The sequence below is a fragment of the Allomuricauda sp. CAU 1633 genome (genome assembly GCF_017313225.1).
Classification (GTDB): Bacteria; Bacteroidota; Bacteroidia; order Flavobacteriales; family Flavobacteriaceae; genus Flagellimonas.
Map to the genome: position 1 here is coordinate 992533 of NZ_JAFLNE010000002.1, position 26966 is coordinate 1019498.

The window sequence follows — 26966 nt, forward strand, 5'->3', positions numbered from 1 at the left end:
CGTTAATTTTCAACGCTTTAACGGATTTTGGGCCTCTTTTAAGAAAATCTTAGGAGCTTTACGGGTACCGTTACAATGACTCCCCCTATATTTGCCGGCCAAATTGATTTTTGATACGTATATAGTATCGAGATCACAAATATGAACATTATGAAAAGATGGATAGGTTTTGTACTACATCTTGCCATGATTGTAGTTTTAACAAGTTTTGGTACGTACACCGTAATGAAAAAAGTGAATGTGGAAATTCCAGATTCATTGAGGGTGACAACGGACATTGAAATACCTGCTCCCAAGGATTCCATTGCATTTTCTGGGGGAAAAGTAATCAACCCTCCCTTTTTGGGAAAAGCTTATAATGGCTTTAAAGATGCATTGGCCTTTAAAGAATCCCAAGGAAAATATCATGTGGTAAATACATTGGGGTATTTGGGAAAATATCAGTTTGGGGGAAGTACCCTAAGTTTGATGGGGGTACACGATATAGATTCTTTTTTGAATGACCCTATACTTCAAGAACAAGCTTTTGATATAAATGTGGCCCGTAACAAATGGATTTTGCGAAGGGACATCAAACGTTTTACCGGAAAGCGCATCGGGGGTATTGAGATTACCGAATCGGGTATTTTGGCAGCAGCACATTTGGCAGGAGCTGGAAATGTAAAGAAGTATTTACGTTCCTACGGTCAGGATGATGTGGCGGATGCATACGGAAGTAGCATCTCATACTACATGAAAAAATTTGCGGGATATGATACTTCCAAGATTCAACAACGGAAGAATCCAAAAATATAGTGGCAAGGTAACAATTAGCGATAACCCAGAATTCTATTCTGGGTTTTTTTATGCCTGAATGATATAGATAGTGGGCCTTTTGTCCAAATCAATATGGATTTCACTCCACTCATGGGCACTCTTGGTCTGAATGAACTCTGTAGGAAGGGTAATGTCACAAGCAATGCACAATCGGGTGGTTTTATGCAATATCTTAATCAGTTCTTCCAACAATTTATTGTTTCTATACGGGGTTTCCATAAAAATTTGGGATTGTCCCTTTTCCCGCGAAAGATGCTCCAGATTTTTTATCATGGCCTTACGCTCTTTATTGTCTATGGGCAAATACCCATTGAACGCAAAATTTTGACCGTTCATTCCACTGGACATCATCGCCATTAAAATAGAGGAAGGGCCAACCAAAGGAACTACTTGGATTCTTTTTTCATGGGCTACCCGCACCACCGAGGCACCTGGGTCTGCAATGCCGGGGCAACCCGCCTCGGACAGCACCCCAATATCATACCCATGAATGCAAGGGTCTAAAAAAGAGGGAATGACTTCGGGTTTGGTGTATTTGTTTAGGCTTTGGATATGTAAGCTGGGCTGCGGCTTGCTTGGACTCACTTTTTTGATGAAACGCCGCGCCGTCTTTTCATTTTCCACAATATAATGGTCAATTTTCTCAATGGTTCCCTTAAGGGAAATCGGTAAAACCTCCAAGGGGGCATTGTCTCCCAAAGTCGTGGGAATCAAGTACAATTTCCCCACTACCAGTCCAGGTTTCGACGGTTCCTGCATTTCTTCCATAGGATCAATTTAGTTTTTTCGCAATTGCCTCGCAAGCCAAATCGATCATTTGATAGACATCTTCAAACCCATCCTCACCTCCATAATAGGGGTCGGGAACTTCTTGGATACCCACATTGACCTCGCTCAACAAGAGTTTTACTTTTTCAACTTCTTGCTGGTTCTGGGCCAAACTGGCAATATCCGAAAAGTTATTTCGGTCCATTACATAGATAAAATCGAACTCCTTAAAATCAGTTTTGGAAAAACGTCTACATTTTTGAATGCTGATATCCAACCCATGTCTTTGCGCCACGGCAACAGATCTTGGGTCAGGAGGGTTGCCCACATGATATCCCGCAGTGCCTGCTGAATCTACAAAAACAGCATCAGCGCTCACCTTGGACTGCAAAATGCCTTCGGCCAATGGTGATCTGCAAATGTTGCCCAAGCAGACCATCAAAATTTTGGTTTTCATTAAATAGGAGGTAGTTAAGAGAACTTTTTGTTCAGGTCCTCAATATATTTTCTGAATTGTTTATCGGTTTCAGCAAGATTGTCCACGGTTTTGCAGGCATGAAGTACAGTAGCGTGATCCCGCTTTCCAATTTGTGAACCGATACTGGCCAAAGAGGCCTTGGTGAATTTTTTGGCAAAGAACATAGCCAATTGTCGGGCCTGCACAATATGGCGCTTACGAGTCTTGGACTGTAAGGTGGCCACATCCATTTCAAAATAGTCGGAGACCACTTTTTGGATATAATCGATGGAAACTTCACGCTTGGTATTCTTGACGAATTTTTCCACCACTTGCTGTGCCAATTCCAAGGTGACCTCACGCTTGTTGAAGGAAGATTGTGCAATCAATGAAATAATGGCACCTTCCAGTTCACGGATATTGGTCTTGATGTTCTTGGCCACATGGTCAATAATATCTTCCGGCATTTCCACACCGTCGCGATACAATTTGTTCTTCAAGATGGAAACGCGGGTCTCATAATCCGGACTTTGCAATTCCGCAGAAAGTCCCCATTTGAAACGGGAAAGCAATCGCTGCTCAATATCCTGCATATCCACCGGAGCTTTGTCCGATGTCAAAATAACCTGCTTGCCATTTTGGTGCAGGTGATTGAAGATATGGAAGAATACATCCTGCGTTCCAGATTTACCGGATAGGAACTGCACATCATCAATAATGAGCACATCAATCAATTGGTAAAAATGAATAAAGTCGTTACGGGTATTCTTCTTTACCGATTCTATATATTGCTGGGTGAACTTCTCCGCAGAGATGTACAACACCGTTTTTTCTGGGTATTTGTCCTTGATTTCCACCCCAATGGCATGCGCCAAGTGGGTCTTTCCCAAACCAACGCCCCCAAATACCAACAGGGGGTTAAATGAGGTGCCACCCGGTTTATTGGCTACGGCCATTCCAGCGGAACGGGCCAGTCGGTTGGAATCCCCTTCCAAGAAATTCTCGAAATTATAATTGGGGTTGAGTTGCGACTCAATTTTAATATTGCGAATCCCTGGAATGACAAAAGGGTTTTTTAACTCCGGGCTTTTGGAGGTGATCGGCACATCCAATTCTTGGGGTCCTACAGCGGTACGGTTGGAACTTGGAATCTGTTCGGTGAACGGTTCCTTATTTCCGTACTTGTTTTCCATTTTTATAATATAAATGAGTTTGGCATGACTTCCCAATTCCCGGGTCAAAGCCACCTTCAAAAGCTTTACATAATGCTCTTCCAGCCACTCGTAAAAAAACTTGCTGGGAACCTGAATACTGAGTGCCTTGTCTGTTAACTTGATGGGCTTAATAGGTTCAAACCACGTTTTGAATGCCTGCGGTTGGATGTTATCCTGGATAAAAGCCAAACAGTTGTTCCATACGGAATTAGCAGTAACACTCATGAAGTTTTTCCTTGTTTTATTGGTTAGCTTTAATACTTAAGGTTAAACATCTAAAGGGATTATCAAGATGCTTATTGGATGCGACAAATATGTGAACAAATCTTTTAAAAAAAAAATCATTTTGTCATTGAAAGTTTTGTTTTTTTTTCGCATGTTGGCTCCGCATCAAGCAAGACACTAAATATATAATTTTTCACGTAAAGTATGGGGTTAAATTTGTATTCTTTTCGGGTAAGGTACTCAGAAACTGACCAAATGGGGGTGGTTTACCACGGTAATTATGCCCAATATCTGGAAATGGGTAGGGTGGAATGGTTAAGGGCCTTGGGAGTCACTTATAAGAGCATGGAGGATAATGGAATTATGTTGCCCGTAATATCGTTACACATTGACTATAAAAAGTCTGCACTATATGACGATTTGATAACCGTGGAAACCCAATTGAAAAACAAGCCCATGGTCAAAATTGAATTCGATTATAAGATTTATAACGAAGCCAAGGAACTTTTGGCCACTGCAAATACCGTTTTGGCCTTTATGGACAAACAAACTGGAAAACCCATCAAGTGCCCGGGTTATATTTTGGAAAAACTGGATTGATGATTTTTTAGAGACAAGAGACAAGAGACAAGAAACAAGGGAAGGGACTCTTTATTCTAGTATCTGGTAGCGAAGCGGTCTTGGCTCTATTCTATAGCTAAGACAACTACATCCTGCATTTCCTCAAACAATTGAAACGTCTCTTCCGCTTCATTTAGCCGGACTGAAATCACCAACTCACAATCCATTTCCATTTTTTGGGAGACAATGTTCAGGTTTTTTTGTTTGATGGCCCGCATAACCTTGTCCATTTCGGGGTAGCCAAATTGAAGCTTGAACTGGGATTCAATCACCCGTTCCACAATTTTGGCGTTTTCTAAGGCCATTTGGGCGGCAGTTCGGTAGGCCTGAATCAGACCACCAACACCTAGTTTGGTGCCGCCAAAGATTCGCGTTACGGTGACCAACACGTTGGTGACATCAAAGGATTGTATTTGCCCGTAAATAGGCATCCCAGCCGAGTTGTTCGGTTCGCCATCGTCATTGGCTCGATAGGAAAGGTGCTGTTCGCCCAACTGCCAAGCGTAGCAGATATGGTTGGCCGTGTGGTGTTTCTTCCGAAGTTCCTCAACAATGGGTTTTACGTCATCTTCCGAAACAATGGGGAAAGCCTGCGCGAAGAATTTACTTTTCCGGTCTTTGTACAGAATTTCTTCCGAAGGTTTGGCAATGGTTTTATAAGTGTCTTTTTGCATCAAGACAAAACTATTGATTCCTGTTGATATGTTGGATTTTTAGGAGTCAGGAGTCAGGAGTCAGGAGTCAGGAGTCAGAGGTCAGAAGTCGGGAGTCGGGAGTCTGAGGTCAGAAGGTTGGATTGTTGGGGTTTGTTGATTTGTTATTTTAGAATAAGGCTACCAAAATAATGCTGACAACGGCCAAAGCCACGCCTCCCCAGTTTTTAAGGCTCAATCGTTCCTTGAACAGCAAAATACCCAATAGAGTTGAAAGCATGACTATGGCCACATTGTTCAGGGTAAAAATGGCAGCGCTTCCGAGCATATCGGAACGAAGCGCAATAATTAAAAAATAGATGGAAAAGTAGTTAGGTACACCAAGGGCAATTCCCCCCAAAACATTCTTAAAGTTGATTTTAATCGGAGTCTTTTTAGAACGTATGCTTATAAATACAAGCCCAGATAATGCGGCGCAGCCAAAGACCATGGATGAAAAAATAGGAACCTCTTCATCGGTCAAATGCAATTCCTCAAAATATTTAATGCTGGTGTCAATAATTCCTGAACCTAGAAACACCAAAAAAGGGAGTAAGAGGGTTTTTCGATTAATGACAATATGCTTTTCCTTTAATGAGGCTAGGTACACAGCCACCAAAGCCAATACAATGCCTATGACTTGAATCCATGTCAGGCTTTCATTGTACAGCCATATCCCAAAAATCACAGGAATCACCAGCGACATTTTGGTAGCCACCGAAGCCACGGACACTCCAGCCACCTGAGCTGTCTTGGCCATAAGGTTGAAAATGGTGATAAAGAGGATACCCATGACTACTGGCCCCCAAAACCAAGAACTGTTCACCAATTGACCAATATCCACAGAGCCCTCATAAAGAAAGAAGCCAGTCATGCAAGCTACCACATAATTGACGACTATGGCATATAGAGTTTGCACCTTGTACACATCGTACAATTTAAAGACCACGAAAATGAGGGTGGAACTGAGAATACTAAAGGCCAGGGCTATCATTTACAAGAATCGATTTAGTTGTGTGATATCCTCTTGCCCCACTTGAAGGTTCCAAACATGAATACCCAATCTGGCAGCCGAGTCGGTATTTTCTTTTACATCATCCACAAACAACGTTTCATGGGCAGTTAGCTTATTTTGATCTAGCACAAACTCAAAAATCTCGGCATCTGGTTTGCGCATGCCCATCTCGTAGGAGAGGTAAAACACCTCAAATGCATTTTTAAACCGATTGAACCGTTGCATTCCCATTTGCTCTTTTACATATTCAATATGAAGGTCATTGGTGTTGCTCAGAAGAAAAAGGCGGTATTGATTTTCTTTGGCCAAATTTTCAAGAAAATTTAAACGTACCTCAGGGAAATCCAATAGAATAGCGTTCCATGCGCTCAGCAAATCATTTTTCTGTGCTCTTGGAAATTGATGCGATACCTGATGTAGAAAGTGTTCTGAATTTACCAACCCCTTTTCATAATCTTTGAACAAGGTATCCAACTCTGGAGTGATACTGGTAAAACCAAATTTTAGCATCTCCCGAGCCGTGGCCGGTTTATCCAAATTGATGAGCACATCGCCAAAATCCAGAATAATGTTTTTAATCATGGGTATAGATCGATAAAGTGTCCGACAAAATGGATTGTTCGCTCTGAAGTTTTCCCGTAAAACGGGGCGCTGGAATCCCTTTTTCAAAGAATTTTTCAGCCTCATAGATTCGGGCTTCGTCCCATAGATCTTCATCAATAAAAGTTTGAAGCGTTCTGGAACCACCTTCAATAAGAACACTGGTAATGGAATGCTTGTACAATACATCGCAAACTTGGGCGGCAACAGATTGGGAGAAATCGATTACTTCGTAGTCAACCCCAATCACATATTTTGAGCTATCCTTGATTTGGGTCAGAACTAGGGTCTTAACGGATTGGTCCATCACATGAAAATGCGAACCAATCTTTAGGTCTTTGTCTAGAACTACCCGAATGGGATTTTTTCCCGCCCAATCGCGCGTGTTCAGTTTCGGATTATCCTCCAAAACGGTATTGGTGCCTACCAAAATGGCCTGTTCCTGACTCCGCCATTGATGCACCAATTGCTTGGAGTAGGGGTTGGTAATCCAAAAAGGTTCTGGAGTTGATTTTCTGAGATTTGGGTCTGGAGCGATAAAACCATCCTCCGTTTCAGCCCATTTTAATATAATGTAGGGTCTTTTTTTCTCTTGAAACGTCAAAAATCGTTTCAAATGCTCTTGGCATTCGGCTTCCAGAACTCCCACTATAACTTTACAGTCTGCAGCTTCCAGTTTTTTAATGCCTTTTCCCGCTACCTTGTCGTGCGGGTCCTTTATTCCAATAACAACTTCACGAATATTATGCTTGATGATTAAATCAGCACAGGGCGGTGTTTTGCCATAATGTGAACACGGTTCCAGAGTGACATACAAGGTGGCTTTAGCCAGCAAACTTTTGTCTTTTACCGAATTGATGGCATTCACCTCGGCGTGCGGACCTCCATACGGACTGGTGAACCCTTCCCCGATGATTTTTCCATCGTGAACAATCACGCAGCCCACCATGGGGTTGGGAGCTGTGGTGCCCAACCCTTTTTTGCCCAGTTCAATGCTTCTAAGGATGTATTTTTGGTGTATATTCACCCCACAAAAATAGAACAATAAACGCAACATGGAAGATACAGTGATTCGCGAAATCACACCTGAAGATAATGCCCAAGTGGCCCAAGTAATTCGGAAAGTTTTTGAGGATATGGGCATTGCCAAGGTGGGAACGGCCTATGCCGATAAAGCGCTGGATGATATGTATTCTGCCTACGATGTACCCAAAGCCACTTATTTTGTGGTGGAGCACCAAGGTAGCATCATTGGTTGTGCGGGAATTGCCCAACTACAGAATTACGAAGGTAATGTCTGCGAACTTCAAAAAATGTATTTTTTGGAAGAGGCGAGGGGCAAAGGAATCGGTTCACAAATGATTACCGCATGTTTGGAGAAAGCCAAGGAATATGGTTTTGAAGCGTGCTATTTGGAAACCATGCCTTATATGAAAGCCGCCCAAAAACTCTATCAACGAAACGGGTTTGATTATATCGATGCCCCCATGGGCAACACGGGACACTACTCTTGTCCGGTCTGGATGCTTAAAAAATTATAATGTTACTGCGGGAAATCAAGAACATATTCCATAAGGAACTGGATGGCTTATTTCCTGCTGAGGAGGTGGATACCTTTTTTTACCGATGTGTGGAGCATTATTTAAAGCTGGAGCGCTTTGTTTTAGCCGTACAACCGGAACTTACATTGACTAAGGAAGAAGAACACCCCTTGTTTGAAGCATTTTCCCAATTAAAGCAAGAACGACCCTTACAATATATTTTAGGTGAGGCCCATTTTATGGACTTGGAACTTAAAGTGAATGAAAGCGTATTGATTCCCCGACCCGAGACGGAAGAATTGGTGCAATGGATTTTGGATGATTTGGACGCTGAGCGAAGTCGAAGCGTCATTTCGACTTCGCTCAATGACCGTTCCTTGCAAATTCTTGATATCGGCACCGGAAGCGGTTGTATAGCCATTGCCTTGGCCAAGCATTTACCGGGCGCAAAAGTATTCGCTTTGGATGTTTCTAAGGAAGCGTTGGAAGTCGCTCTGGAAAATGCACAAAAAAATAAAGCTGAAATCACTTTTATCCATCAGGATATCCTTGAACCTGAACTTGCACTTAAAACTGAGCTTGGTCTTGAACTTGCACTTGATTTTGATCTCATCGTTTCCAATCCGCCCTATGTCAGGGAGTTGGAGAAGTCAGAAATCAAAAAAAATGTAATGGAATACGAACCCCATACAGCACTTTTCGTGCCTGATGATGACTCTTTGCTATTTTACCGAGCCATTTCCCAATTTGCCAAAACCAATTTGAAGAAAAATGGCAGTTTATATCTGGAAATCAACCAATATTTGGGGGCGGAGACCAAAGCCCTTTTGAAAGCCCATAATTTTTCGGAAATTGAACTGCGAAGAGACCTTTTTGGCAACGACAGAATGCTAAAAGCAACTGTCCCCTTGAGGGGACTTTAGGGGTGTTTTTCATCTTGAAAAGAAAAAATATGAACATTGAACAACAGATAAATTCATTAAGGGATGAACTCCGCGAGCACAATTACAAATACTACGTGCTGGACCAGCCTTCCATAACAGATTTTGAGTTCGATATGAAACTCAAAGAGCTTCAGAAATTGGAAGCGGAACACCCTGAATTTTACGACCCAGCATCTCCAACCTTGCGTGTAGGGGGCATGGTGACCAAGAATTTTGAAACGGTAGCGCACGAACATCGCATGTATTCTTTGGAAAACTCGTATTCCAAGGAAGATTTGGAGGATTGGGAAAAACGTATCCAACGTATTTTGGGTGATGTTGAAGTGGAATTCACCTGTGAGTTGAAATATGATGGTGCATCCATTAGTCTAACCTATGAAGAGGGGCAACTGGTCCGTGCCGTTACCCGAGGCGATGGGTTTCAGGGCGATGATGTGACCAACAACATCAAAACGATAAAGTCAGTTCCCTTGCAATTGAAAGGGGATTTTCCACCAAAATTTGATATCCGAGGAGAAATCATTCTCACCTTGGACGGTTTTGCCAAAATGAACCAAGAACGTATCGAAGCTGGGGAAGACCCGTACATGAACCCTAGAAATACGGCTTCGGGAAGTTTAAAGTTACAGGACAGCGCCTTGGTGGCCCAACGTCCGCTAGAATGCTTGTTGTATAGCATTGCTGGAAATAATTTGGGGATTTCCTCTCAATTTGAAGTCTTGGAAAAAGCGCGTTCATGGGGGTTTAAGGTTCCAACAGTGGCCAAATTGTGTGAATCCACCGAAGAGGTCATGCAATTTGCCGACCATTGGGATATCAATCGGCATAATTTACCGTATGAAACGGATGGAGTGGTGGTTAAGGTGAACAACATCCAACACCAGGAAGAATTGGGATATACGGCAAAGTCCCCGCGTTGGGCGATGGCCTATAAGTTTAAGGCAGAATCGGCCACAACCGTTCTGAATGAGATTACTTATCAAGTCGGAAGAACGGGAGCCATTACCCCAGTGGCCAACTTGGAGCCGGTATTGTTGGCGGGCACCACCGTAAAGCGCGCTTCGTTGCACAACGCGGACCAGATAGCGAAGTTGGATGTTAGGGTTGGGGATACTGTTTTTGTGGAAAAAGGCGGCGAAATCATTCCAAAAATTACAGGGGTGGATTTCACCAAAAGGTCTGTGGATTCAGCCCCAACGGAATATATTTCCAACTGTCCCGAATGCGACACGGAATTGATTCGGAAGGAAGGCGAAGCGCAACACTTTTGTCCCAACGATACAGGATGTCCTCCACAGATTACTGGCCGAATTCAGCATTTTATTTCCCGAAAGGCCATGGATATTGAAGGATTGGGAGGCGAAACCGTTGAACTACTCTTCAAGGAGGGGTTGATTTCCAATTATGCTGATTTGTATACTTTAACTAAGGAACAAGTGATTCCTTTGGAGCGTATGGCGGAAAAATCCGCAGAGAATTTGGTCAATGGTGTAGCAGCTTCCAAGGCTATTCCTTTTGAACGTGTACTTTTCGCATTGGGAATCCGATATGTGGGTGAGACGGTAGCCAAAAAATTGGCCAAGGCCTATAAAAATATCGATGCATTGATGGTGGCAAGCCATGAGGAATTGGTCGCTGTGGATGAAATTGGGGAGCGAATCGCGGAGAGTGTCATCAAATTCTTTTCCGAGCCCACCAATCTGGAAATTGTGGAACGCTTAAAATCCTATGGATTGCAATTTTCGCTGTCGGAAGAACAATTGGAAAATCAAACCGATAAATTAAAGGGGCTGACCTTTGTGGTTTCTGGGGTTTTTGAAACTATCAGCAGAAATGACCTTAAAAAATTGATTGAGGACAATGGGGGTAAAGTGGCTTCCTCCATTTCTTCCAAAACTTCGTTTGTGGTGGCAGGCGACAATATGGGGCCGAGCAAAAAAACCAAGGCAGAGAGTTTAGGGGTTCCTATTATATCGGAACAAGAGTTCATGGGAAAATTATAGTTTTCAATGATCAATGAACAATAAACAAATCCCCAAATCAACAAACCCCTTCACCCAATTTTTAAGAATCAAGACCAAGTTCAAGACTCAAGAAACAAGAACAAAGAGAAAAGACCCAAGAAACTTCGTGCCAATTCGTGAGATTCGTGTCAGTAAACAATAAACAAATCCCCAAATCAACTAACCCTTCACCCTCAACCCTTCACCCTCAACCCATGACCTTATCAAAAACACAAACAATTTTCATATTTTAGGCAAGACTATGACAAATACACCCGAATCCTATCAATCCTTTCAGGAAACTTTAGGTAATGACCGACCTTCCAAAGATTGGCCAGAGGCACTTCAAGCCTTATGGCACGATGCAAAAGGGGATTGGGAAGCTTCGCACAATATTGCTCAGGACCTCCACACTACCATGGGCAGTTGGATTCACGCCTATCTCCATCGCAAAGAAGGGGACAAATGGAATGCGGGTTATTGGTATAGACAAGCAGGCAAACCTTTTCCAGACTATTCGTTGGAGGAGGAACTAGAGGTATTGGTAAATTCAATTATCAATGTTCAATAAACAACTACCTAGGGACAAGCACCAAATTCCAAACATCCAACTATCCAATAATCAAGTGAGATTCTTCACTCGCGTTGCTTGTTCAGAATGACAATATCCAATGAACAAGTTCAAGAGCCAAGAAAAAAGAGAAAAGAGAAAAGAAACAAGAGGCAAGAAGCTTCGTGCTAATTCGTGAAATTCGTGTCAGTGGGCAGTAAACAATGAACAATGAACAATGAACAAATCCCCAAATCAACAAACCCAACACCCTTCACCCAATTTTTAAGAATCAAGACCAAGTTCAAGACTCAAGAAAAAAGAAAGAAGAACAAAGAGAAAAGACCCAAGAAACTTCGTGCTAATTCGTGAGATTCGTGTCAGTGGATAATAATCTGTCATCAGTAGGCAGTATCCAATAATCAAGAGCAAGCTCAAGTATCAAGTTCAAGTAAGCCACCAACCACCATCAACCCTCAACCACCAACCAAATAACCAAATAACCCCCACCCATCAACCCATACGGGACATCCATCAATTCATCCTTACAAGTTCTAAAAGGTTTTTGCTACTTACCCTATCGTAATCAAAAAAATAAAGTTATGAAACAAAGAAAATTGCTGGCTCTAGCGCTTTTTGCTATGGCTTTTATGATTTCCTGTAGCAAGGATGATGGCCCACCAACGCCTGCAACACAGGCACCTACCATAAGCAGGTTTACCCCCAACTATGGAACTGTGGACACGCAGTTTGAGATAATCGGGACGAATTTTAGCACCACACTCTCCAAGAACACCGTAAAGATTGGCAACGTCACCGCAACGGTATCAGCTGCCACCACCACCAAAATAACCACTAAGGTGCCCCAAGGCGCCATTACGGCCAAGGTAAGTGTTACCGTAGGGGGAAAGACCGCCACTTCCACTGATGATTTTACAGTGACACAGCCACAGGCCGCTAACAAGGCTCCTACCATTACAACAACGAATCTTTCGGTCACCGAAAATCTTCAAAGCGGTGCTGAAGTGGGCCAGGTGGTTGCCACCGACGATGATGGGGATGCCCTAACCTTTTCCATGAACGATGAATCCGGAACTTTTGTGATGGAAGCGGCCACTGGAAAAATAAGTTTGGGTGAGGGGAAAACCTTGGACTTTGAAACTACTCCCGAGTATACGGTAACTATAGGTGTTGCTGATGGAAAAGGAGGTTCGGACAGCAAGGACATTACCATCACCATAACCGATGTGGATGAAAGTCTGGCTGCAGACCCTACTTCATTTATTACCACTTGGACCACCCCTTCTGATAATTTTGAATTGATTATCGGTACCAACAGTGAACTGAATTACGACTTTACTATTGATTGGGGCGATGGAACCGTGGAAAGCCTTTCTGAATTAACCGAAGACCCCTCCCATATCTATGAAACAGAAGGCACCTATACCATAGCTATCAATGGGGTTTTTCCTGCCATACAAATGTATAGGTTTGAGGTAGATGAGTTGATACCATCCCAACAAGCCTTAATTGGAATTGAACAATGGGGCGCCATATCTTGGGAAACATTCGCCAGTGCGTTTCAAAATTGTGTAAACCTTGCAGTATATAATGCAGAGGATGTACCCAATTTGGCCAATGTGGCAGTTTTGACCAATATGTTTTATGGAGCAACTCTATTTAACGGAGATATTAGCGATTGGGATACAACAAATGTTACCAACATGGGGGGAATGTTTGGTCTTGCCGAATCCTTTAACCAAGATATTTCCTTTAAAGAAGGCACAGGAAGTTGGAATACCTCTAACGTAACCAATATGGGTTCCATGTTTTTTAGAGCGACTTCCTTCAATCAAGACATTGGAAATTGGGACACTAGTGAAGTGACTGATATGAGTTTTATGTTTGTAGGGGTTACAGAATTTAACCACTACATAGGAGATTGGAACACCACTAAAGTTACAAGTATGGCAGCAATGTTTAACGATGCACATTCGTTCAATCAGGATATATCGTACAAACAGGAAACGGATAGTTGGAATACATCCAATGTAACCAATATGGAGACGATGTTCTCTGTAGCAACATCCTTCAATCAAAACATTGGGAATTGGGATACTTCAAAGGTTACCAGAATGAATGCTATGTTTTATAGTGCAGAAAACTTTAACCAGGATCTTTCCAACTGGGACACCTCAAAAGTTACTATTATGATTTATATGTTCAATGGAGCTGCTGCTTTTGAACAAAGTTTAGGCAATTGGAATATTAATGAGGTGGCTCTGATGGGAAATATGTTGGATAATTGCGGCATGTCTCCCCAAAACTATTCCGATACCTTGATCGGTTGGGCGGCAAACAATCCACCAAGCAATCAGAATTTTGGGGCGGAGGGGCTTCAATATCTGTGCATAGCCAGTGATGCTCGAGACGCATTGCTAAATTTAGGATGGGACATAACTGATGGTGACTTGGCAGAACTTTGCCCTTAAATTAATATCATCAAAATTTAAAAGGCACCGCAGGGACATTGGTTTTTGCGGTGTTTTTAATTCCCCTTTTGAGAGGGGCTAGGGGTGTGTCAATAACCAAGTGTCAAGTTCAAGAGTCAAGTTCAATAACGAATAACAAATAATCAAAAACCAAGTATCAAAGTATCATTTCGAAATGAGATGCAGCCCATCGATTGAGAAATCTGTTTTTCAAGACTCAAGAAAAAAGAACAAAGAGAAAAGACCCAAGAAACTTCGTGCCAATTCGTGAGATTCGTGTCAGTAAACAATGAACAAATCCCCAAATCAACAAACCCTTCACCCTTCACCCAATTTTAAGAATCAAGACCAAGTTCAAGACTCAAGAAAAAAGAGCCAAGAAACAAGAACAAAGAAAAAAGACCCAAGAAACTTCGTGCCAATTCGTGAGATTCGTGTCAGTTGACAGTAAGCAGTAGGCAGTGTTCAAGGGTCAAGAGCAAGTTCAAATATCAAGTGAGATTCTTCACTCGCCCCTTCGACTCCGCTCAGGTTAACAGCTCAGAATGACAATATCCAATGAACAAGTGCAAGACTCAAGAAACAAGAACAAAGAGAAAAGACCCAAGAAACTTCGTGCCAATTCGTGAGATTCGTGTCAGTAAACAATAAACAAATCCCCAAATCAACAAACCCATCAACCATCAACCATCAACCATCAACCATCAACCATCAACCATCAACAAATAACCCAATAACCTCCACCCATCAACCCAAAAATAGCATCCGTCAGATCGCGCACAAAAGTCCGCCCGGGTTTTGGGAAATTGTGGCTTTAACCTATAATATTATAAAGATGAAACAAAAAAAATTGTTAGTTCTGGCCCTTTTAGCTTTGGGCCTTGTAATTTCATGTAGTAAGGACGATGGTCCATCGACCCCTGTGACACCTGCACCCACCATAACAGGTTTATCGAAAACCTCTGGGCCCGTGGGCACAGTATTCGATATAAATGGTACCAACTTTAGCACCACGGCCTCCAAGAACACTGTAAAGATCGGTACCGTCACTGCTACCGTATCCGCGGCTACGGCCACCAAGATCACCACCTCGGTGCCCCAAGGGGCCACTACCAACAAGGTAAGTGTTACCGTAGGGGGAAAGACCGCCACGTCCACAGGAAATTTCACCGTGACCCAGTCACAGACCGGCAACACGAATCCTACCATTGGTACAACAGAGCTTTCAGCTGATGAGGACCTGCAGGGCGGGGGTGAAGTAGGTACGGTGCTCGCAGCCGATATCGATCAAGATCCCCTTACCTTCTCCATGACCGATGAAGCCGGAATATTTGTAATAGGTGCTACCACAGGGACAATAAACCTAGACGAAGGCAAGACCCTGGACTTTGAGACCACTCCCGAGTATATCGTGACCGTTGGTGTTTCCGATGGCAAGGGCGGTACCGCCAGCCAGTTGATCACCATTAACGTGACCGATGTGGACGAAGTCCCCGCTATAAGCGACCAAGGCTTTGATGCCGCAGAGGATATTACGGATGCGGACGAGATCGGTACCGTAGTGGCTACAGATCCTGAAGGTACCGCACTGGAATTTGATATTATAGTAGATGACAGTGGCCTGTTTGAAATTGACAATAACGGTGTGTTGAGCCTATTGGCCGGCAAGACGCTGGACTTTGAGACCGACACCGAACACATGCTTACCGTGGAGGTGACCGATGGCACCACCGAACCCGTTACCGCAGAGATCACCATAACCGTGACGGATGTTATTGAAACCCTGGCCGAAGACCCTGAATCTTTTGTGACCACTTGGACCACCGGGGCCGATATGGAGGATGTTGCATTTGGACTTGATCCCTTTGCGGGCAACTATGATTTCCAGATTGACTGGGGGGACGGAACCATTGAAAATTGGAGCAATGCCAACCTGCAAAGCACGCTGCTTACGCATCCGTACGAAACTGCGGACACCTATACCGTTGCTATAAAAGGAGCGTTTCCTAGCATAAATATGACCGTAATGGGAAGTACGCCCGATAAACTGGCAACTATTGAGCAGTGGGGCGCCATTGTATGGAAAACCATGAACCATGCTTTTGAAGGCTGTGGTAATATGGTGTACAACGCTACGGACGTGCCCGATCTATCCAACGTGACCAATCTATCAGGTATGTTTGCAGAAACTGATGCCTTCAATGGTGATCTTAGCGGTTGGGATGTAAGCACCGTGACAGATATGTCAAGGATGTTTTATATCGCTACTGCTTTCAACGGGGACATAAGCAATTGGGATGTGAGCACTGTGGCAGATATGTCATATATGTTCAGGGCAGCTGTAGTCTTCAATGGGGACCTTAGTGGCTGGGATGTGAGCAATGTCACCGATATGGGGGACATGTTCAAATTTGCTGACTCTTTTGAAGGTACGGGCCTTAGCAGCTGGAACACGGGAAGTGTCACTAGGATGAGCGGTATGTTTTATTCTGCCACTAACTTCAATGGGGACCTTAGTGGTTGGGATGTAAGCAATGTCACCTCTATGTCAGGCATGTTGACTTCTGCAGTTTCATTTAACGCTCCCATAGGGGATTGGGATGTAAGCAATGTTACAGACATGCAAGAGATGTTCTTCGACGCTTCTAACTTTAATAGAGACCTTGGCGGGTGGAACATTAGTAGTGTTACCAATATGGCAACTATGCTCACCGGTTCAGGGCTTTCCAGTCAGAACTATAGCAACACCTTGATCGGTTGGGCCAACCCCAGTGCCCCACAAGGTATCTCTTTAGACGCTCTTGGGGTTCAATATTGTGATAATATATCCACAGGTTTGGCACTTACCTTTTTGACCAATGATAGAGGTTGGACCATATCTGATGGCGGTATTGATGTCAATTGCAATTGATTAGGGTTTTGGCTATATTGTTATATATATTTAAGCTATACCTACACCCATGTACTGCACCGGGAGGCGTCTTTTTGGCCCTCTCGGTGTTTTTTTGTTTAAGGAGACAGGAGACAGGAGACAGGAGCAAGTTCAAGTGCAAGACTCAAGAAAAAAGAGCAAAGACAAAAGACTCAGAAAACTTCGTGCAAATTCGTGAAATTCGTGTCAGTGGGCACTAAACAATGAACAAATCCCCAAATCAACAAACCCTTCTCCCTTTACCCTTCTCCCAATAACCCAATAACCAAGTATCAAGAGCAAGTTCAATGACTCAATAACAATTTTGAGCTTGTTTCTTGAATTTGATTTTTGAACTTTCCGCAGGAATTAAACCGAAATACTCACCCCATTGGCCGATGCGTTCTTGTCAGTATCAAAATAGAAATCAATTCGGCCGAGGTTAAGTCCATAGCATCCTACTTGGTTCACCAGCACAGAATCCCCATTTTTGTTGATGCGCACATCCGGTTTTTCCAAAAACGTATGCGTATGTCCGCCAATAATCAAGTTGGTATGGTAGGTCTGCTGTGCCAATTGCGTATCCGAAGGCCGTTGTGGGTTTTCATAATCGTACCCCAAATGCGAAAGACAGACAATAAGGTCGCACTGTTCCTCTTCCTTCAATTGGCGTTCCATATCCAAAGCGATCTCAAAAGGGTCTAAATATTGGGTTTCCTTGTACAATCGTTTGGTCACGAGACCATCCAGCGCAATCCCAAGACCGTAGACGCCAATTCTGATGCCATCCACTAGATAAATTTTGAAAGGTTTTACATAACCCTCCATCACGGTGTTGGAAAAATCATAATTGGCGGAAATCATCTCAAAGGTGGCATGTGGCATTTGCGCCAACAGGCCATCAATGCCATTATCAAAATCGTGGTTACCAATGGTGCTGGCATCATAATTGAGTTTGCTCATCAGCTTAAACTCCAGTTCCCCGCCATAAAAATTGAAGTAGGGCGTACCCTGAAAGATGTCCCCGGCATCAAAAAGCAAGGTGTTAGGGTTCTCATTTCGAATTTGACTCACTAAGGAAGCTCTTCGGGCAATCCCACCCAAATTAGGGTATTGGGAGTGTGAGGCTGGAAACGGGTCTATATGGCTGTGCACATCGTTGGTGTGCAAGATGGTCAACTTTTTGGTCCCCAAACCCGAGCAGGAGGTGAGGCTGAGTCCGCCCAAGCCGACCAAGGTTGAGGCTGCTGCCGTATTCGTTATAAAATCTCTTCGCTTCATCTGTTTGAAATTTTTTGATTCTGAATCTTCAAAAAACTTGAATGCATTCAGGAACCTGCCTTAATTTTAATTGTTTTCACACGCACCCCATTTTGAAGGGAAAATTCGTCAGTTCGAGTTCGTTTTCGCAACAGCGTGGCGAAAATGAGTATCGAGAATAGAATTTTCCTTAAAGCAACCACATTCTCGATACTAAATTTTTGCAAAGTTTCACTCGAATTGACGGTTTTCAAATTTGGTACGGTGAATAAGTATGTTCGTTTCATCTAATTCAATTGAATAAAGCGGTCATCCACCGCAGCTTTCAGGGTATCCACTTTTTTGAAATGATCTATGATGGCATTTCGCAATAGATAATCAATATGTGTGGTTGAAAGGGTATCTTTAAAAAAACCAATGCTTGGGCCGCCCTGTACCAAATAATCCGAAGTACCCACAAAATAGGTGCGGTTTTCATCAAATGGCTCTCCTTGAATGTTAACGGATTCCAAGGAACCGTTCTTGTCCAACACAATTTGCATGCCTGCAATAGGGTGTACTCGGCTTGCCGTACTAAGAAAACCGATGAGTTCCCGAACGGCAGTACCGCTCATTTCCACAATGGCGATGTAATTTTCAAACGGCATGACTTCGTAGGCGTTTCGGGCGGTAACCTTGCCAGCGGAAATAATGGATCGCACCCCTCCATAATTAAGTACCACAAAGTCCAAATCGTTCCCGGTACGGGATTTAAAAATGGGTGAAGCTTCCTCAAGGACAATATCGGCCATAAGGTTGCCCATGGAAGTATTGCGGGCGCCATCATCCAACAAAAAAGGTTTTGGGGCATAAGCTAAAGTGCTGTCCAATACCTCATTTATTCGATTTCGGAAGGGTTCCACAAAGTTGGAGATGGAGTCAACTTCCTCTAGAGAGGTATCTATGGGAACTTGCGCACCATCAATTTTGGAGAGTGTTCCGGTTTCCTGTTTGCAGGAAAATAAAAAACAAAGCGTTGTAAATACAACAAATTGTTTGAATTTTAAACCAATCACGTGCGTATCTTTGTTAAGTATCTTGGTAGAATATTTACCTTTGTAAAAATGCATAAAAATATGTTCATAAAGGGGCTCCAAGATAAATTTAAGGTTAAATCAGGGCTTAAATATTTAAAGGAGGAAATGGAAAAGCCTTCTTTGCCCATAGCCCGGGAAAAGGGGATTACCAGTGTTGGCTGTATTGTTGATGTGGATAATTTCCAGAATGCGGAGACCTTTTATGAATTGATTGACGAGTTTTCCCTAAGACCCAATGCCATAAAGATCATTGGTTACAAGAGGGAGTACGACAAAAACTCGCCCTATGCCATCCAGATATTTTCGGATAGGGATTTGGGATGGAAAGGCCAGATAGAGAACGGTTATGTACTGGAGTTTTTGGGAAGGGAATACGATATGTTGATCAATTATTATGAGGAGGACAATTTAATGATGAAGTTGTTGTCCGTAAAGACCCCAGCTCGATTAAAAGTCGGTTTGGGTTCACAGGACCCCAAGGTGAACGATTTGATCTTAAATACAAACATGAAGGATTTTGCACTCTTTAAGAGTGAGTTGAAAAAGTATTTAAAGGTTTTAAAAGAATTGTGATGGAGAAATTGGTAGGTACAGGCGTTGCCTTAGTGACCCCTTTCAACGAGGATTTTTCGGTGGATGTGGATGCGTTGGTACAGATTGTTGAACACAACATTCAAAATGGTGTGGATTATTTGGTGGTGTTGGGCACCACCGCAGAATCAGCTACCCTTTCCAAGACCGAAAAGCAATTGGTTATGGATACGGTGATTCAAACCAATGCCGGACGATTGCCCTTGGTTGTAGGAGTGGGAGGCAACAATACCATGGCCGTTGTTGAGGAGTTAAAAGAATTGGACCTGTCCGAGTTTGATGCCATTTTATCCGTTTCACCGTATTACAATAAACCTACCCAAGAGGGCATTTACCAGCATTTTAAGGTGATTGCCAAAGCGTCACCAAAACCTGTTATCCTTTATAATGTGCCTTCCAGGACTGGCAGCAATATGTTGGCCGAGACCACACTGCGTTTGGCGCACGAAGTCCCCAATATTTTGGGTATCAAAGAAGCGTGTGGGGAGATGGTCCAGATTGATAAGATCATTAAAGAAAAACCAGACTATTTCATGGTGATTTCCGGGGATGACCCAACTGCATTGCCAACGGTGTTGGCCGGTGGGGCAGGGGTGATTTCCGTTTTGGGACAAGGATTACCGGCGCAATTCTCTAAAATGATACGCTTGGGACTTCAAGAAAGCTCCGATGAAGCTTACAAGATTCATCACCAGCTCTTGCCTTTAATGCAATTGATTTTTGAGGAAGGCAACCCAGCGGGGATTAAAAGCGTCTTTGAAAACTTGGGCCTCTCCAAGGCGGGAGTACGCTTGCCTTTGGTTGAAGCAACCCCATCATTAAAAAGCAGGATAGGAAGTTTTTTGAAGGCGTTTGACACCGCCCACGCCTAGATTTCGTTAAAACTTGCCCAAAACCTTGGGTCATTGCCTTTGCAGCTGTTACTTTTGAGCGATAAATTGTTTTTTTATATCCGTTCATTATCACTAATTTTGCAAAATGTTTTTGAAAATGAGGTCAATACTCCCTTTATTAGTCATATTTGTTTTTCTTGCGTCCTGCAGTGAGTACCAAAAAGCACTCAAGAGTGAGGATATTAAGCCCAAGTACGACTTGGCCGAGAAATTCTATGAAGAAGGTGATTACAAAAGGGCAAAACGATTGTACGAGCAGATTGCTCCCAAATATGTGGGAAAACCCCAGGGCGAGCGCGTGATGTTCTTTTTTGCTGATTGTTACTTTAAAACTGGCGATTACTATTTGGCAGGATATCAATTTGAACGTTTTATCAAGTCTTACCCAAGAAGTGATAAGATTCAGGAAGCCAGTTTTTTGGGAGCAAAGAGTTATTACCAACTCTCGCCAACGTATTCGTTGGATCAAACAGATACAGATAAAGCCTTGGCCAAACTACAGACGTTCATCAACACCTATCCAGAATCGGAATATTTTGAGGAAGCCAATGCCATGGCCCGCGAATTGACCACAAAAAAGGAGAAGAAACAATTGGAGATTGCCAAGCAGTTCAACAAGTTGGGCAAGTTCAATTATCCCATTTTGGTTTCGGCAATAACGGCATTGGATAATTTTATCTCAGACAATCCAGGCTCTGTTTACAGGGAGGAAGCATTGTATTATCGCATTGAAGCCACCACCAATATGGCCCTGAACAGTACAGAAAATAAAAAACAGGAACGTCTTCAAGAGGCTCTTGATTCGTATAATACTTTAGTGCGATACTTTCCAGAGTCACAGTTTAAAAAGGAAGCGGATAATTTATCCGATAAGATTCAAAAGGAATTGAGCGCATACACAACCGTTTCCACTACCAGTACTACTAAATAAAATTTTTTAAAATAGCTGCACATGCAAGATTTGAAAAATACCAAAGCCTCGGTTTCCACCGTAACCGTTAACCGAAACGAATTTGACGACAAAACCGAAAACATCTACGAAGCCATTTCCATAGTGGCCAAACGTGGTATCCAAATCAATTCCGAAATAAAAAAGGAGTTATTGGAAAAATTGGAAGAGTTCGCTACATACAGCGACAGTTTGGAAGAGGTCTTTGAAAACAAAGAGCAGATCGAGGTTTCCAAATTTTACGAAAAGTTGCCAAAACCCCATGCTTTGGCCGTTCAGGAATGGTTGGAAGATAAAATCTACTACAGGAACACAGAGAAAGACGCCTAAGAAATGCTTGGCGGTAAAAATATTCTTTTGGGCATTACCGGGGGAATCGCCGCCTACAAAACCACATTTCTGGTTAGGCTATTGATAAAAGCTGGTGCCCAGGTCAAAATTGTAATGACCCAGAGTGCTGGCTCTTTTGTTTCCCCACTTACCCTGTCCACCTTGTCCAAAAATCCGGTATTAACGGATTTTGTTAACGAAGAGGACGACAGTATCTCATGGAACAATCATGTAGAACTTGGACTTTGGGCTGACTTGATGATTATTGCCCCTGCAACGGCCAATACCTTATCAAAAATGGCTAATGGGGTTTGCGACAACCTGCTTTTGGCCACGTACCTATCTGCGAAATGCCCGGTGTATTTTGCCCCGGCCATGGATTTGGACATGTACCAGCATCCCTCAACCAAAACATCCCTTGAAAAATTGGAATCCTTCGGGAATACAATGATACCTGCTGAATCTGGAGAACTAGCTAGTGGATTGCATGGTGAAGGACGAATGGCAGAGCCCGAGAACATCGTACAGTTCATTCAAGAGGATTTGGCCAAAGGACTGCCTTTGAGTGGCAAAAAAGTGCTCATCACGGCTGGCCCAACCCATGAAGCTATTGACCCTGTTCGTTTTTTGGGGAATCGCTCCTCGGGGACCATGGGTTTTGAACTGGCAAAAAAGGCAGCAAGCCTTGGTGCTAAAGTTGTTTTGGTTTCCGGACCAACAAATCTGGATGTCAATCATAGTTCCATTGAGTTGATTCGGGTAACTTCAGCCCAAGAAATGTATGAGGCTTGCCACAAATATTTTAAAGATGTCGATGTGGCTATCGCCGCCGCCGCAGTAGCCGATTATCGTCCTAAAAATCCAGCCCCGGAAAAATTAAAAAAGAAGGATGGCGACCTAAACATTGAATTGGAGCGCAACCCTGATATTTTACTTTCGTTGGGCGAACAAAAGGCCCATCAGTTTTTGGTGGGATTTGCTCTGGAGACCGAAAACGAACTGGAAAATGCCAAAGGCAAGCTACAACGCAAAAATTTGGATGGGATTGTTTTGAATTCCTTGAAAGATGATGGGGCTGGGTTTGGTGGAACCACTAATAAAATCACCTTCATTGATAAGAATTTGAAGATAAAAACGTTTGCATTGAAGACGAAGCCCGAAGTGGCTTCCGATATTTGGGAAGAAATCATCTCCAGAATTCATGCGTAACACTCTATTGCTCACTTTTTTATTTGTTTTCACCCTTGCTGTTTCCGCTCAGGAGCTCAGCTGTGTGGTTACGGTAAACTCTGATCAGGTAGGACAGACCAACCAGCAGATTTTTAAGACGTTAGAACGTTCTTTGAACGATTTTGTGAACAACAGTAAATGGACCAATCGCGTGTATCGGGAGAACGAAAAGGTGAATGCACGAATGTTCATCACCGTTACACAATATGAATCGGATAGGTTTGAGGCCAATATTCAGATACAATCCTCTCGACCTGTTTTTAATACTTCGTATGAAAGTCCGGTGTTCAACTACAAGGACGACGCCTTCAATTTTCAGTATCAGGAATTTCAGCCTTTGGTGTATAATCCCAATTCTTTCGATTCTAATTTGGTAGGGGTCATTTCCTATTATGTCTATGTTCTTTTGGGCTTGGATGCGGATACCTTTTCGCTGGAAGGAGGAGATGATTACTACCGAAGGGCACAGAATATTGTTACCCAAGCACAAGGTTCCAACTTTAGCGGATGGAGCCAAGAAACGGGAGAACGTACCCGTTTTGAGTTGGTGGATAATCTCTTGAGCAATTCGTTCCGGGAATATCGCATAGCCATGTACAACTACCACCGAAAGGGGTTGGATGTTTTGGCGGATAACAACAGTACCGGAAAACAGATTATTGCCGGGAGTCTACGATTGTTTGAAACTTTGATCAACCGCAGACCGAACGCCTTTTTGATTCAGACCTTCTTCGATGCCAAATCCGAAGAAATCCAAAATATCTTCTCCGATGGCCCTAAAGTGGACATTGTAAAACTCAAGGAAACCCTCAACAGGGTGGCTCCATTTTATTCCAGTACTTGGAATGAGATTCAGTATTAATTTTAAAAGTGTTTGTAAAATAAAAGCTCCCGGTGAAATCGGAAGCTTTTGAAAGGTTAAGATTGCAAACGTTAATTCAAAAGCCACGGTCGCAAAGGCTGACTTTCCTTTTTTCTAAATGTATAAAAGAAAGAAATGATTTTGGAGTCTCCCATAACAAATGTGGTCAAAATTTCATTGTTCGAGACTAAATGGTAAACCTTAGCGTAATCAGTATGGGCAAAATTAAGTTTCAGTTCTAAGTCCTCTAAGTCAGAATTCCGTACCAGTTGAAAATCTTCATTTTCATAAAGTGTCATTTTGAGTCCTACAATATGTTGCTGAATCAACCCTATCATATTTTTTTTCTTCTCAGCATCGATAACGATATCTTGGTTAATTTCCAAATAAGATGAAAACTCAGAATAATTCAAACACGCATCTTCGTTTAAAACCATTTCCTGTATGAAAGAATTTATAATAGACTTATCATGCTTAGTTTCTTGACAGCTTGTCAATGATAGTTTTAATAAAATCGATAAAAAAAACAGTTTTTTCATAATAAAAAAAGTTAACATCCTTTCTTGTTTGTTGGTGCATTACCACCACTAAGATTCTTTTTTATGCCAGTCGTATTATTTTTTCGCATATTTTCTCCCAAGGCACCTGGGTTTGAACCTCCGCCCCCCAACCATGTTCCATCTGATTGAGGTAATTTAAGGCCGGCAATATTTCCTATGGTTATTCCAAAGTCGGTACAATTTTTTGTGTTAAGATCATATTGACTGTTTGTATAATTATAAGTGGTATTCAAAATTCTTTGCAAAGTTGAACCACTTACGGTTCTCGAAATACTTACATCATATACTTCTCTTTGATCATTTCCAAAAATACCTGGCATTGATCGATTAAATGGGTCTGGGTCGCCATCCGGGTAAAACCCAAAAACACTGGTATTTCCTCCTTGTTCAATCGATACAAAAGTATGACCCACTACATACTGAGGTCTAAAGATAGAACCTACATTTATGTATGCGTCACTTGAATTTGGTTTGGGTTGATCGGCATAGATTGTAATTTTTGCACTTTTATTAATGTCAAAGCATTTTAAGTAGTCTCGAATATCATTAATTGGATTATCAGGGCTATAAACAACATAATTACTGACATAACTAGAGTACCCAGATGCATAACTAATATAGCTATTGTTTAAATAATTTTGGTACACATTTGCATATGAGATATTGATATTTATGGGAATGTAATTCCATTGATTATTATTGGGAGGGGTCAAAACAATTTCATCCAAAGTAATTCCACAAGCTATTCCCCAGCAGGGTTTTATTATATCTTTTCCCGTTCTTTGAGTAATCGTTTTAGGAATTTTAAGCTCTGAGGTAGTTTTACCATTTTGGATTTTGTATAGACTTAAAACATTTCCCAAGTCATCAGTATAAATCAATAGTCCGTTGTAGTCTGAGCCTACATCATCTACCCCTGACTTAAACAAGTGAACAATCACTGCCATTTCCTCTCCATTTAATTTTGTTTGCCATGCTTGTGATTTCAACTCTGGATATTTAGTTTGGACATCTGTAACAGTCACTTTTGCACTGTGATTGGTAAGAGGTTTATGTCTAATAGAGTTTAGATTAAACCTAAGTCCAATAGGGTTGATTGTGTCAATTCTTTTTAAATCATTGTCTATCTCAGAAAACTGTTTTAATGACTTTTCAATAGGAATAGTTTCAATAAATAGATTTTTTTGAAAATCAAAACTTTCAAGTTCTGAAGCTTCATCCATTACATTTTTAGAACAGCTGAATACGGTAACCGACATAAGAATTAACGGTAATAAGTAGGTGTTTTTTAATTTCATGATTTTTAAGATTTGTTTTGGGCAAATTATCTAACTAGTCATGAAATGAGGTTCAAAATCTTAAGAATCCTTAAAATTTTGAACCTTTTTGTAATCACTTGGAGTCATCGAAGTCAATTTCTTAAATACGGTATAAAAGTTTGATTTAGAATTAAAGCCTGATTCTAAAGCTATTGCTTCGATGGTGTACTGCCTATACTCTTTATTATCTAGCATTTTTTTGAATGCCTCTATTCTTAGTTGATTAATATAATCTGTAAAACTTTCTTTCAGGTAGGTTCCAAATAGTTGGGATAGATAACCGGCACTAATATTATTTTTTTCTGCTAATGTATTTAGTGACAAGTTTGAATCAAGAAATAACTGCTCCACCATTATAGCATCAATTATTTTGTCAAATAGGATTTTTGTTTTACTAGTTGCATCACTTTTCAAAATCCTCACATTTTGTATAAATTCTGATTTGTGCTTTCTCAAATCCTCTCTTTGCTTCAAAATTTTAAGTTCAATAACACCTTTGTATCCAACCCAATAAATTATAATGGAAATAGCAATCCATAGGAGATAGAACATAGAAACAACACTTCTGCCTTTATAGAAGAGGTTGAAGGAAACAATGACCCATAACAAGCAAGCTAAAAGCCCAAATAACAAAGTTATCTTTATCCATCGGGTGCTTATCCTAATTTTACGAGCATTATAGGTACGGCTAGCTTTTTCATATTTAATGATTTTAAAGAAAATTAAAAAAATGAGGTATACTGAGTAGAGGATAGTAAGCATTTCAAAAGCCAAGTTGAGCGATTCAACCAATGGTTTTGAAAACTTTTTCACATGACTCGTAACTTGATAAGACATTCCCATTAAGAACGGCACAAAAGTTAATAGAATTATTTTTGTAGGAATCTTATGGTTTAGATAATGTAGAACGAACAAAAAGAAACATGTAGCCTTCCCTAAAAATAGGACAGCTTAAAATTAGAATTTTCTAACTTTAAATTTTAACTGTCACATGAAAAAAAGCAAGTTTACCGAGAGCCAGATCATTCGGGCACTTAAAGAGAACGA

Annotated in this window: 26 protein-coding genes; 14 read left to right on the forward strand and 12 right to left on the reverse strand. The window is 41.9% G+C overall.

Annotated elements, in window-relative coordinates; genetic code table 11:
* Window positions 1-150 precede the first annotated feature (150 nt).
* A complete protein-coding gene (locus tag J0X14_RS09290; RefSeq protein ID WP_207097470.1) occupies window positions 151-795 on the forward strand; it encodes a hypothetical protein in 645 nt (214 codons plus the stop codon).
* Between the two features lie 48 nt (window positions 796-843).
* On the opposite strand, the gene J0X14_RS09295 is transcribed toward J0X14_RS09290, so the two are convergent.
* Genes J0X14_RS09295 through dnaA form a run of 3 tightly spaced genes read right to left on the reverse strand, consistent with a single transcriptional unit; the run spans window position 844 to window position 3480 of the window.
* Window positions 844-1584 carry an SAM-dependent methyltransferase gene (locus J0X14_RS09295; protein ID WP_242527966.1) on the reverse strand — a complete coding sequence of 247 codons (741 nt, stop codon included), beginning with the start codon at window positions 1582-1584 and terminating at the stop codon, window positions 844-846.
* Window positions 1585-1588: 4 nt separating this feature from the next.
* Window positions 1589-2041: a low molecular weight protein-tyrosine-phosphatase gene (locus J0X14_RS09300; protein WP_207097471.1), complete on the reverse strand. Its 453-nt coding sequence runs from the start codon at window positions 2039-2041 to the stop codon at window positions 1589-1591.
* Window positions 2042-2055: 14 nt separating this feature from the next.
* Window positions 2056-3480, reverse strand: a complete 1425-nt coding sequence (gene dnaA / locus J0X14_RS09305) for a chromosomal replication initiator protein DnaA (protein ID WP_207097472.1) — start codon at window positions 3478-3480, stop codon at window positions 2056-2058.
* Between the two features lie 204 nt (window positions 3481-3684).
* On the opposite strand from dnaA, the gene J0X14_RS09310 reads away from it, so the two are divergent.
* The gene (locus tag J0X14_RS09310) at window positions 3685-4080 is read left to right on the forward strand and encodes an acyl-CoA thioesterase (RefSeq protein WP_207097473.1); all 396 of its coding nucleotides are present in this window, start codon (window positions 3685-3687) and stop codon (window positions 4078-4080) included.
* Between the two features lie 86 nt (window positions 4081-4166).
* Here J0X14_RS09310 and J0X14_RS09315 read toward each other — a convergent pair whose 3' ends face one another.
* The 4 genes from J0X14_RS09315 to ribD form a co-directional block, all read right to left on the reverse strand.
* Window positions 4167-4775 carry an IMPACT family protein gene (locus tag J0X14_RS09315; protein WP_207097474.1) on the reverse strand — a complete coding sequence of 203 codons (609 nt, stop codon included), beginning with the start codon at window positions 4773-4775 and terminating at the stop codon, window positions 4167-4169.
* Window positions 4776-4923: 148 nt separating this feature from the next.
* Window positions 4924-5787, reverse strand: coding sequence for an EamA family transporter (locus tag J0X14_RS09320; RefSeq protein ID WP_207097475.1), 864 nt, complete (start codon window positions 5785-5787; stop codon window positions 4924-4926).
* The gene (locus J0X14_RS09325; protein ID WP_207097476.1) at window positions 5788-6390 is read right to left on the reverse strand and encodes an HAD family hydrolase; all 603 of its coding nucleotides are present in this window, start codon (window positions 6388-6390) and stop codon (window positions 5788-5790) included.
* Window positions 6383-7465 carry a bifunctional diaminohydroxyphosphoribosylaminopyrimidine deaminase/5-amino-6-(5-phosphoribosylamino)uracil reductase RibD gene (ribD, locus tag J0X14_RS09330; RefSeq protein WP_242527967.1) on the reverse strand — a complete coding sequence of 361 codons (1083 nt, stop codon included), beginning with the start codon at window positions 7463-7465 and terminating at the stop codon, window positions 6383-6385. Before ribD ends, J0X14_RS09325 begins: the two co-directional genes overlap by 8 nt.
* Between ribD and J0X14_RS09335 the strand changes: the two genes are divergently transcribed.
* The 6 genes from J0X14_RS09335 (at window position 7464) to J0X14_RS09360 (ending at window position 16849) form a co-directional block, all read left to right on the forward strand.
* Complete coding sequence (locus J0X14_RS09335) at window positions 7464-7949, forward strand: GNAT family N-acetyltransferase (protein ID WP_207097477.1); 486 nt, start codon at window positions 7464-7466, stop codon at window positions 7947-7949. The two genes, ribD and J0X14_RS09335, sit on opposite strands and share 2 nt — an antisense overlap.
* Complete coding sequence (gene prmC / locus J0X14_RS09340; protein ID WP_207097478.1) at window positions 7949-8872, forward strand: peptide chain release factor N(5)-glutamine methyltransferase; 924 nt, start codon at window positions 7949-7951, stop codon at window positions 8870-8872. The genes J0X14_RS09335 and prmC overlap by 1 nt, the downstream gene beginning before the upstream one ends.
* A gap of 29 nt (window positions 8873-8901) precedes the next feature.
* Window positions 8902-10896, forward strand: coding sequence for an NAD-dependent DNA ligase LigA (gene ligA / locus J0X14_RS09345; RefSeq protein WP_207097479.1), 1995 nt, complete (start codon window positions 8902-8904; stop codon window positions 10894-10896).
* A gap of 262 nt (window positions 10897-11158) precedes the next feature.
* A complete protein-coding gene (locus J0X14_RS09350; protein ID WP_207097480.1) occupies window positions 11159-11467 on the forward strand; it encodes a hypothetical protein in 309 nt (102 codons plus the stop codon).
* A 581-nt stretch (window positions 11468-12048) separates the two neighbouring features.
* Entirely contained in the window at window positions 12049-13938 is a 1890-nt protein-coding gene (locus tag J0X14_RS09355; RefSeq protein ID WP_207097481.1) for a BspA family leucine-rich repeat surface protein, read from the forward strand.
* 835 nt (window positions 13939-14773) lie between these two features.
* A complete protein-coding gene (locus tag J0X14_RS09360; protein WP_207097482.1) occupies window positions 14774-16849 on the forward strand; it encodes a BspA family leucine-rich repeat surface protein in 2076 nt (691 codons plus the stop codon).
* A gap of 369 nt (window positions 16850-17218) precedes the next feature.
* On the opposite strand, the gene J0X14_RS09365 is transcribed toward J0X14_RS09360, so the two are convergent.
* Together J0X14_RS09365 and J0X14_RS09370 are read right to left on the reverse strand one after the other, a co-directional pair.
* Window positions 17219-18130, reverse strand: a complete 912-nt coding sequence (locus J0X14_RS09365; protein ID WP_207097483.1) for a metallophosphatase — start codon at window positions 18128-18130, stop codon at window positions 17219-17221.
* A 266-nt stretch (window positions 18131-18396) separates the two neighbouring features.
* Window positions 18397-19218: a 5'-nucleotidase C-terminal domain-containing protein gene (locus J0X14_RS09370; protein WP_242527968.1), complete on the reverse strand. Its 822-nt coding sequence runs from the start codon at window positions 19216-19218 to the stop codon at window positions 18397-18399.
* Window positions 19219-19224: 6 nt separating this feature from the next.
* On the opposite strand from J0X14_RS09370, the gene J0X14_RS09375 reads away from it, so the two are divergent.
* The 6 genes from J0X14_RS09375 (at window position 19225) to J0X14_RS09400 (ending at window position 24040) form a co-directional block, all read left to right on the forward strand.
* Window positions 19225-19758 carry a DUF6913 domain-containing protein gene (locus J0X14_RS09375; RefSeq protein WP_207097484.1) on the forward strand — a complete coding sequence of 178 codons (534 nt, stop codon included), beginning with the start codon at window positions 19225-19227 and terminating at the stop codon, window positions 19756-19758.
* Window positions 19758-20648, forward strand: coding sequence for a 4-hydroxy-tetrahydrodipicolinate synthase (gene dapA / locus J0X14_RS09380; protein WP_207097485.1), 891 nt, complete (start codon window positions 19758-19760; stop codon window positions 20646-20648). The genes J0X14_RS09375 and dapA overlap by 1 nt, the downstream gene beginning before the upstream one ends.
* 106 nt (window positions 20649-20754) lie before the next feature.
* Window positions 20755-21600, forward strand: coding sequence for an outer membrane protein assembly factor BamD (locus J0X14_RS09385; RefSeq protein ID WP_207097486.1), 846 nt, complete (start codon window positions 20755-20757; stop codon window positions 21598-21600).
* A gap of 21 nt (window positions 21601-21621) precedes the next feature.
* Window positions 21622-21948, forward strand: a complete 327-nt coding sequence (locus tag J0X14_RS09390) for a DNA-directed RNA polymerase subunit omega (RefSeq protein WP_207097487.1) — start codon at window positions 21622-21624, stop codon at window positions 21946-21948.
* A gap of 3 nt (window positions 21949-21951) precedes the next feature.
* Entirely contained in the window at window positions 21952-23157 is a 1206-nt protein-coding gene (coaBC, locus tag J0X14_RS09395) for a bifunctional phosphopantothenoylcysteine decarboxylase/phosphopantothenate--cysteine ligase CoaBC (RefSeq protein ID WP_207097488.1), read from the forward strand.
* Window positions 23150-24040 (forward strand): DUF4835 family protein, encoded by an 891-nt coding sequence (locus J0X14_RS09400; protein ID WP_207097489.1) that lies wholly within the window; start codon window positions 23150-23152, stop codon window positions 24038-24040. Before coaBC ends, J0X14_RS09400 begins: the two co-directional genes overlap by 8 nt.
* 71 nt (window positions 24041-24111) lie before the next feature.
* Here the strand turns inward: J0X14_RS09400 and J0X14_RS09405 are convergent, their stop codons facing one another.
* The 3 genes from J0X14_RS09405 to J0X14_RS19205 are packed head-to-tail and all read right to left on the reverse strand — an operon-like array spanning window position 24112 to window position 26732.
* On the reverse strand, window positions 24112-24579 hold the full coding sequence (locus tag J0X14_RS09405; protein ID WP_207097490.1) for a hypothetical protein: 468 nt from the start codon (window positions 24577-24579) through the stop codon (window positions 24112-24114).
* Between the two features lie 11 nt (window positions 24580-24590).
* Complete coding sequence (locus tag J0X14_RS09410; protein ID WP_207097491.1) at window positions 24591-25898, reverse strand: hypothetical protein; 1308 nt, start codon at window positions 25896-25898, stop codon at window positions 24591-24593.
* A gap of 60 nt (window positions 25899-25958) precedes the next feature.
* Complete coding sequence (locus J0X14_RS19205; RefSeq protein ID WP_207097492.1) at window positions 25959-26732, reverse strand: helix-turn-helix domain-containing protein; 774 nt, start codon at window positions 26730-26732, stop codon at window positions 25959-25961.
* Window positions 26733-26966: the final 234 nt, after the last annotated feature.

Coding starts and splice junctions, on each gene's coding strand:
- J0X14_RS09290 (WP_207097470.1), top strand. CDS start 151: ATGAAAAGATGGATAGGTTTTGTACTACATCTTGCCATGATTGTAGTT.
- J0X14_RS09295 (WP_242527966.1), bottom strand. CDS start 1,584: ATGGAAGAAATGCAGGAACCGTCGAAACCTGGACTGGTAGTGGGGAAA.
- J0X14_RS09300 (WP_207097471.1), bottom strand. CDS start 2,041: ATGAAAACCAAAATTTTGATGGTCTGCTTGGGCAACATTTGCAGATCA.
- dnaA (WP_207097472.1), bottom strand. CDS start 3,480: ATGAGTGTTACTGCTAATTCCGTATGGAACAACTGTTTGGCTTTTATC.
- J0X14_RS09310 (WP_207097473.1), top strand. CDS start 3,685: ATGGGGTTAAATTTGTATTCTTTTCGGGTAAGGTACTCAGAAACTGAC.
- J0X14_RS09315 (WP_207097474.1), bottom strand. CDS start 4,775: ATGCAAAAAGACACTTATAAAACCATTGCCAAACCTTCGGAAGAAATT.
- J0X14_RS09320 (WP_207097475.1), bottom strand. CDS start 5,787: ATGATAGCCCTGGCCTTTAGTATTCTCAGTTCCACCCTCATTTTCGTG.
- J0X14_RS09325 (WP_207097476.1), bottom strand. CDS start 6,390: ATGATTAAAAACATTATTCTGGATTTTGGCGATGTGCTCATCAATTTG.
- J0X14_RS09335 (WP_207097477.1), top strand. CDS start 7,464: ATGGAAGATACAGTGATTCGCGAAATCACACCTGAAGATAATGCCCAA.
- ribD (WP_242527967.1), bottom strand. CDS start 7,465: ATGTTGCGTTTATTGTTCTATTTTTGTGGGGTGAATATACACCAAAAA.
- prmC (WP_207097478.1), top strand. CDS start 7,949: ATGTTACTGCGGGAAATCAAGAACATATTCCATAAGGAACTGGATGGC.
- ligA (WP_207097479.1), top strand. CDS start 8,902: ATGAACATTGAACAACAGATAAATTCATTAAGGGATGAACTCCGCGAG.
- J0X14_RS09350 (WP_207097480.1), top strand. CDS start 11,159: ATGACAAATACACCCGAATCCTATCAATCCTTTCAGGAAACTTTAGGT.
- J0X14_RS09355 (WP_207097481.1), top strand. CDS start 12,049: ATGAAACAAAGAAAATTGCTGGCTCTAGCGCTTTTTGCTATGGCTTTT.
- J0X14_RS09360 (WP_207097482.1), top strand. CDS start 14,774: ATGAAACAAAAAAAATTGTTAGTTCTGGCCCTTTTAGCTTTGGGCCTT.
- J0X14_RS09365 (WP_207097483.1), bottom strand. CDS start 18,130: ATGAAGCGAAGAGATTTTATAACGAATACGGCAGCAGCCTCAACCTTG.
- J0X14_RS09370 (WP_242527968.1), bottom strand. CDS start 19,218: ATGCATTTTTACAAAGGTAAATATTCTACCAAGATACTTAACAAAGAT.
- J0X14_RS09375 (WP_207097484.1), top strand. CDS start 19,225: ATGTTCATAAAGGGGCTCCAAGATAAATTTAAGGTTAAATCAGGGCTT.
- dapA (WP_207097485.1), top strand. CDS start 19,758: ATGGAGAAATTGGTAGGTACAGGCGTTGCCTTAGTGACCCCTTTCAAC.
- J0X14_RS09385 (WP_207097486.1), top strand. CDS start 20,755: ATGTTTTTGAAAATGAGGTCAATACTCCCTTTATTAGTCATATTTGTT.
- J0X14_RS09390 (WP_207097487.1), top strand. CDS start 21,622: ATGCAAGATTTGAAAAATACCAAAGCCTCGGTTTCCACCGTAACCGTT.
- coaBC (WP_207097488.1), top strand. CDS start 21,952: ATGCTTGGCGGTAAAAATATTCTTTTGGGCATTACCGGGGGAATCGCC.
- J0X14_RS09400 (WP_207097489.1), top strand. CDS start 23,150: ATGCGTAACACTCTATTGCTCACTTTTTTATTTGTTTTCACCCTTGCT.
- J0X14_RS09405 (WP_207097490.1), bottom strand. CDS start 24,579: ATGAAAAAACTGTTTTTTTTATCGATTTTATTAAAACTATCATTGACA.
- J0X14_RS09410 (WP_207097491.1), bottom strand. CDS start 25,898: ATGAAATTAAAAAACACCTACTTATTACCGTTAATTCTTATGTCGGTT.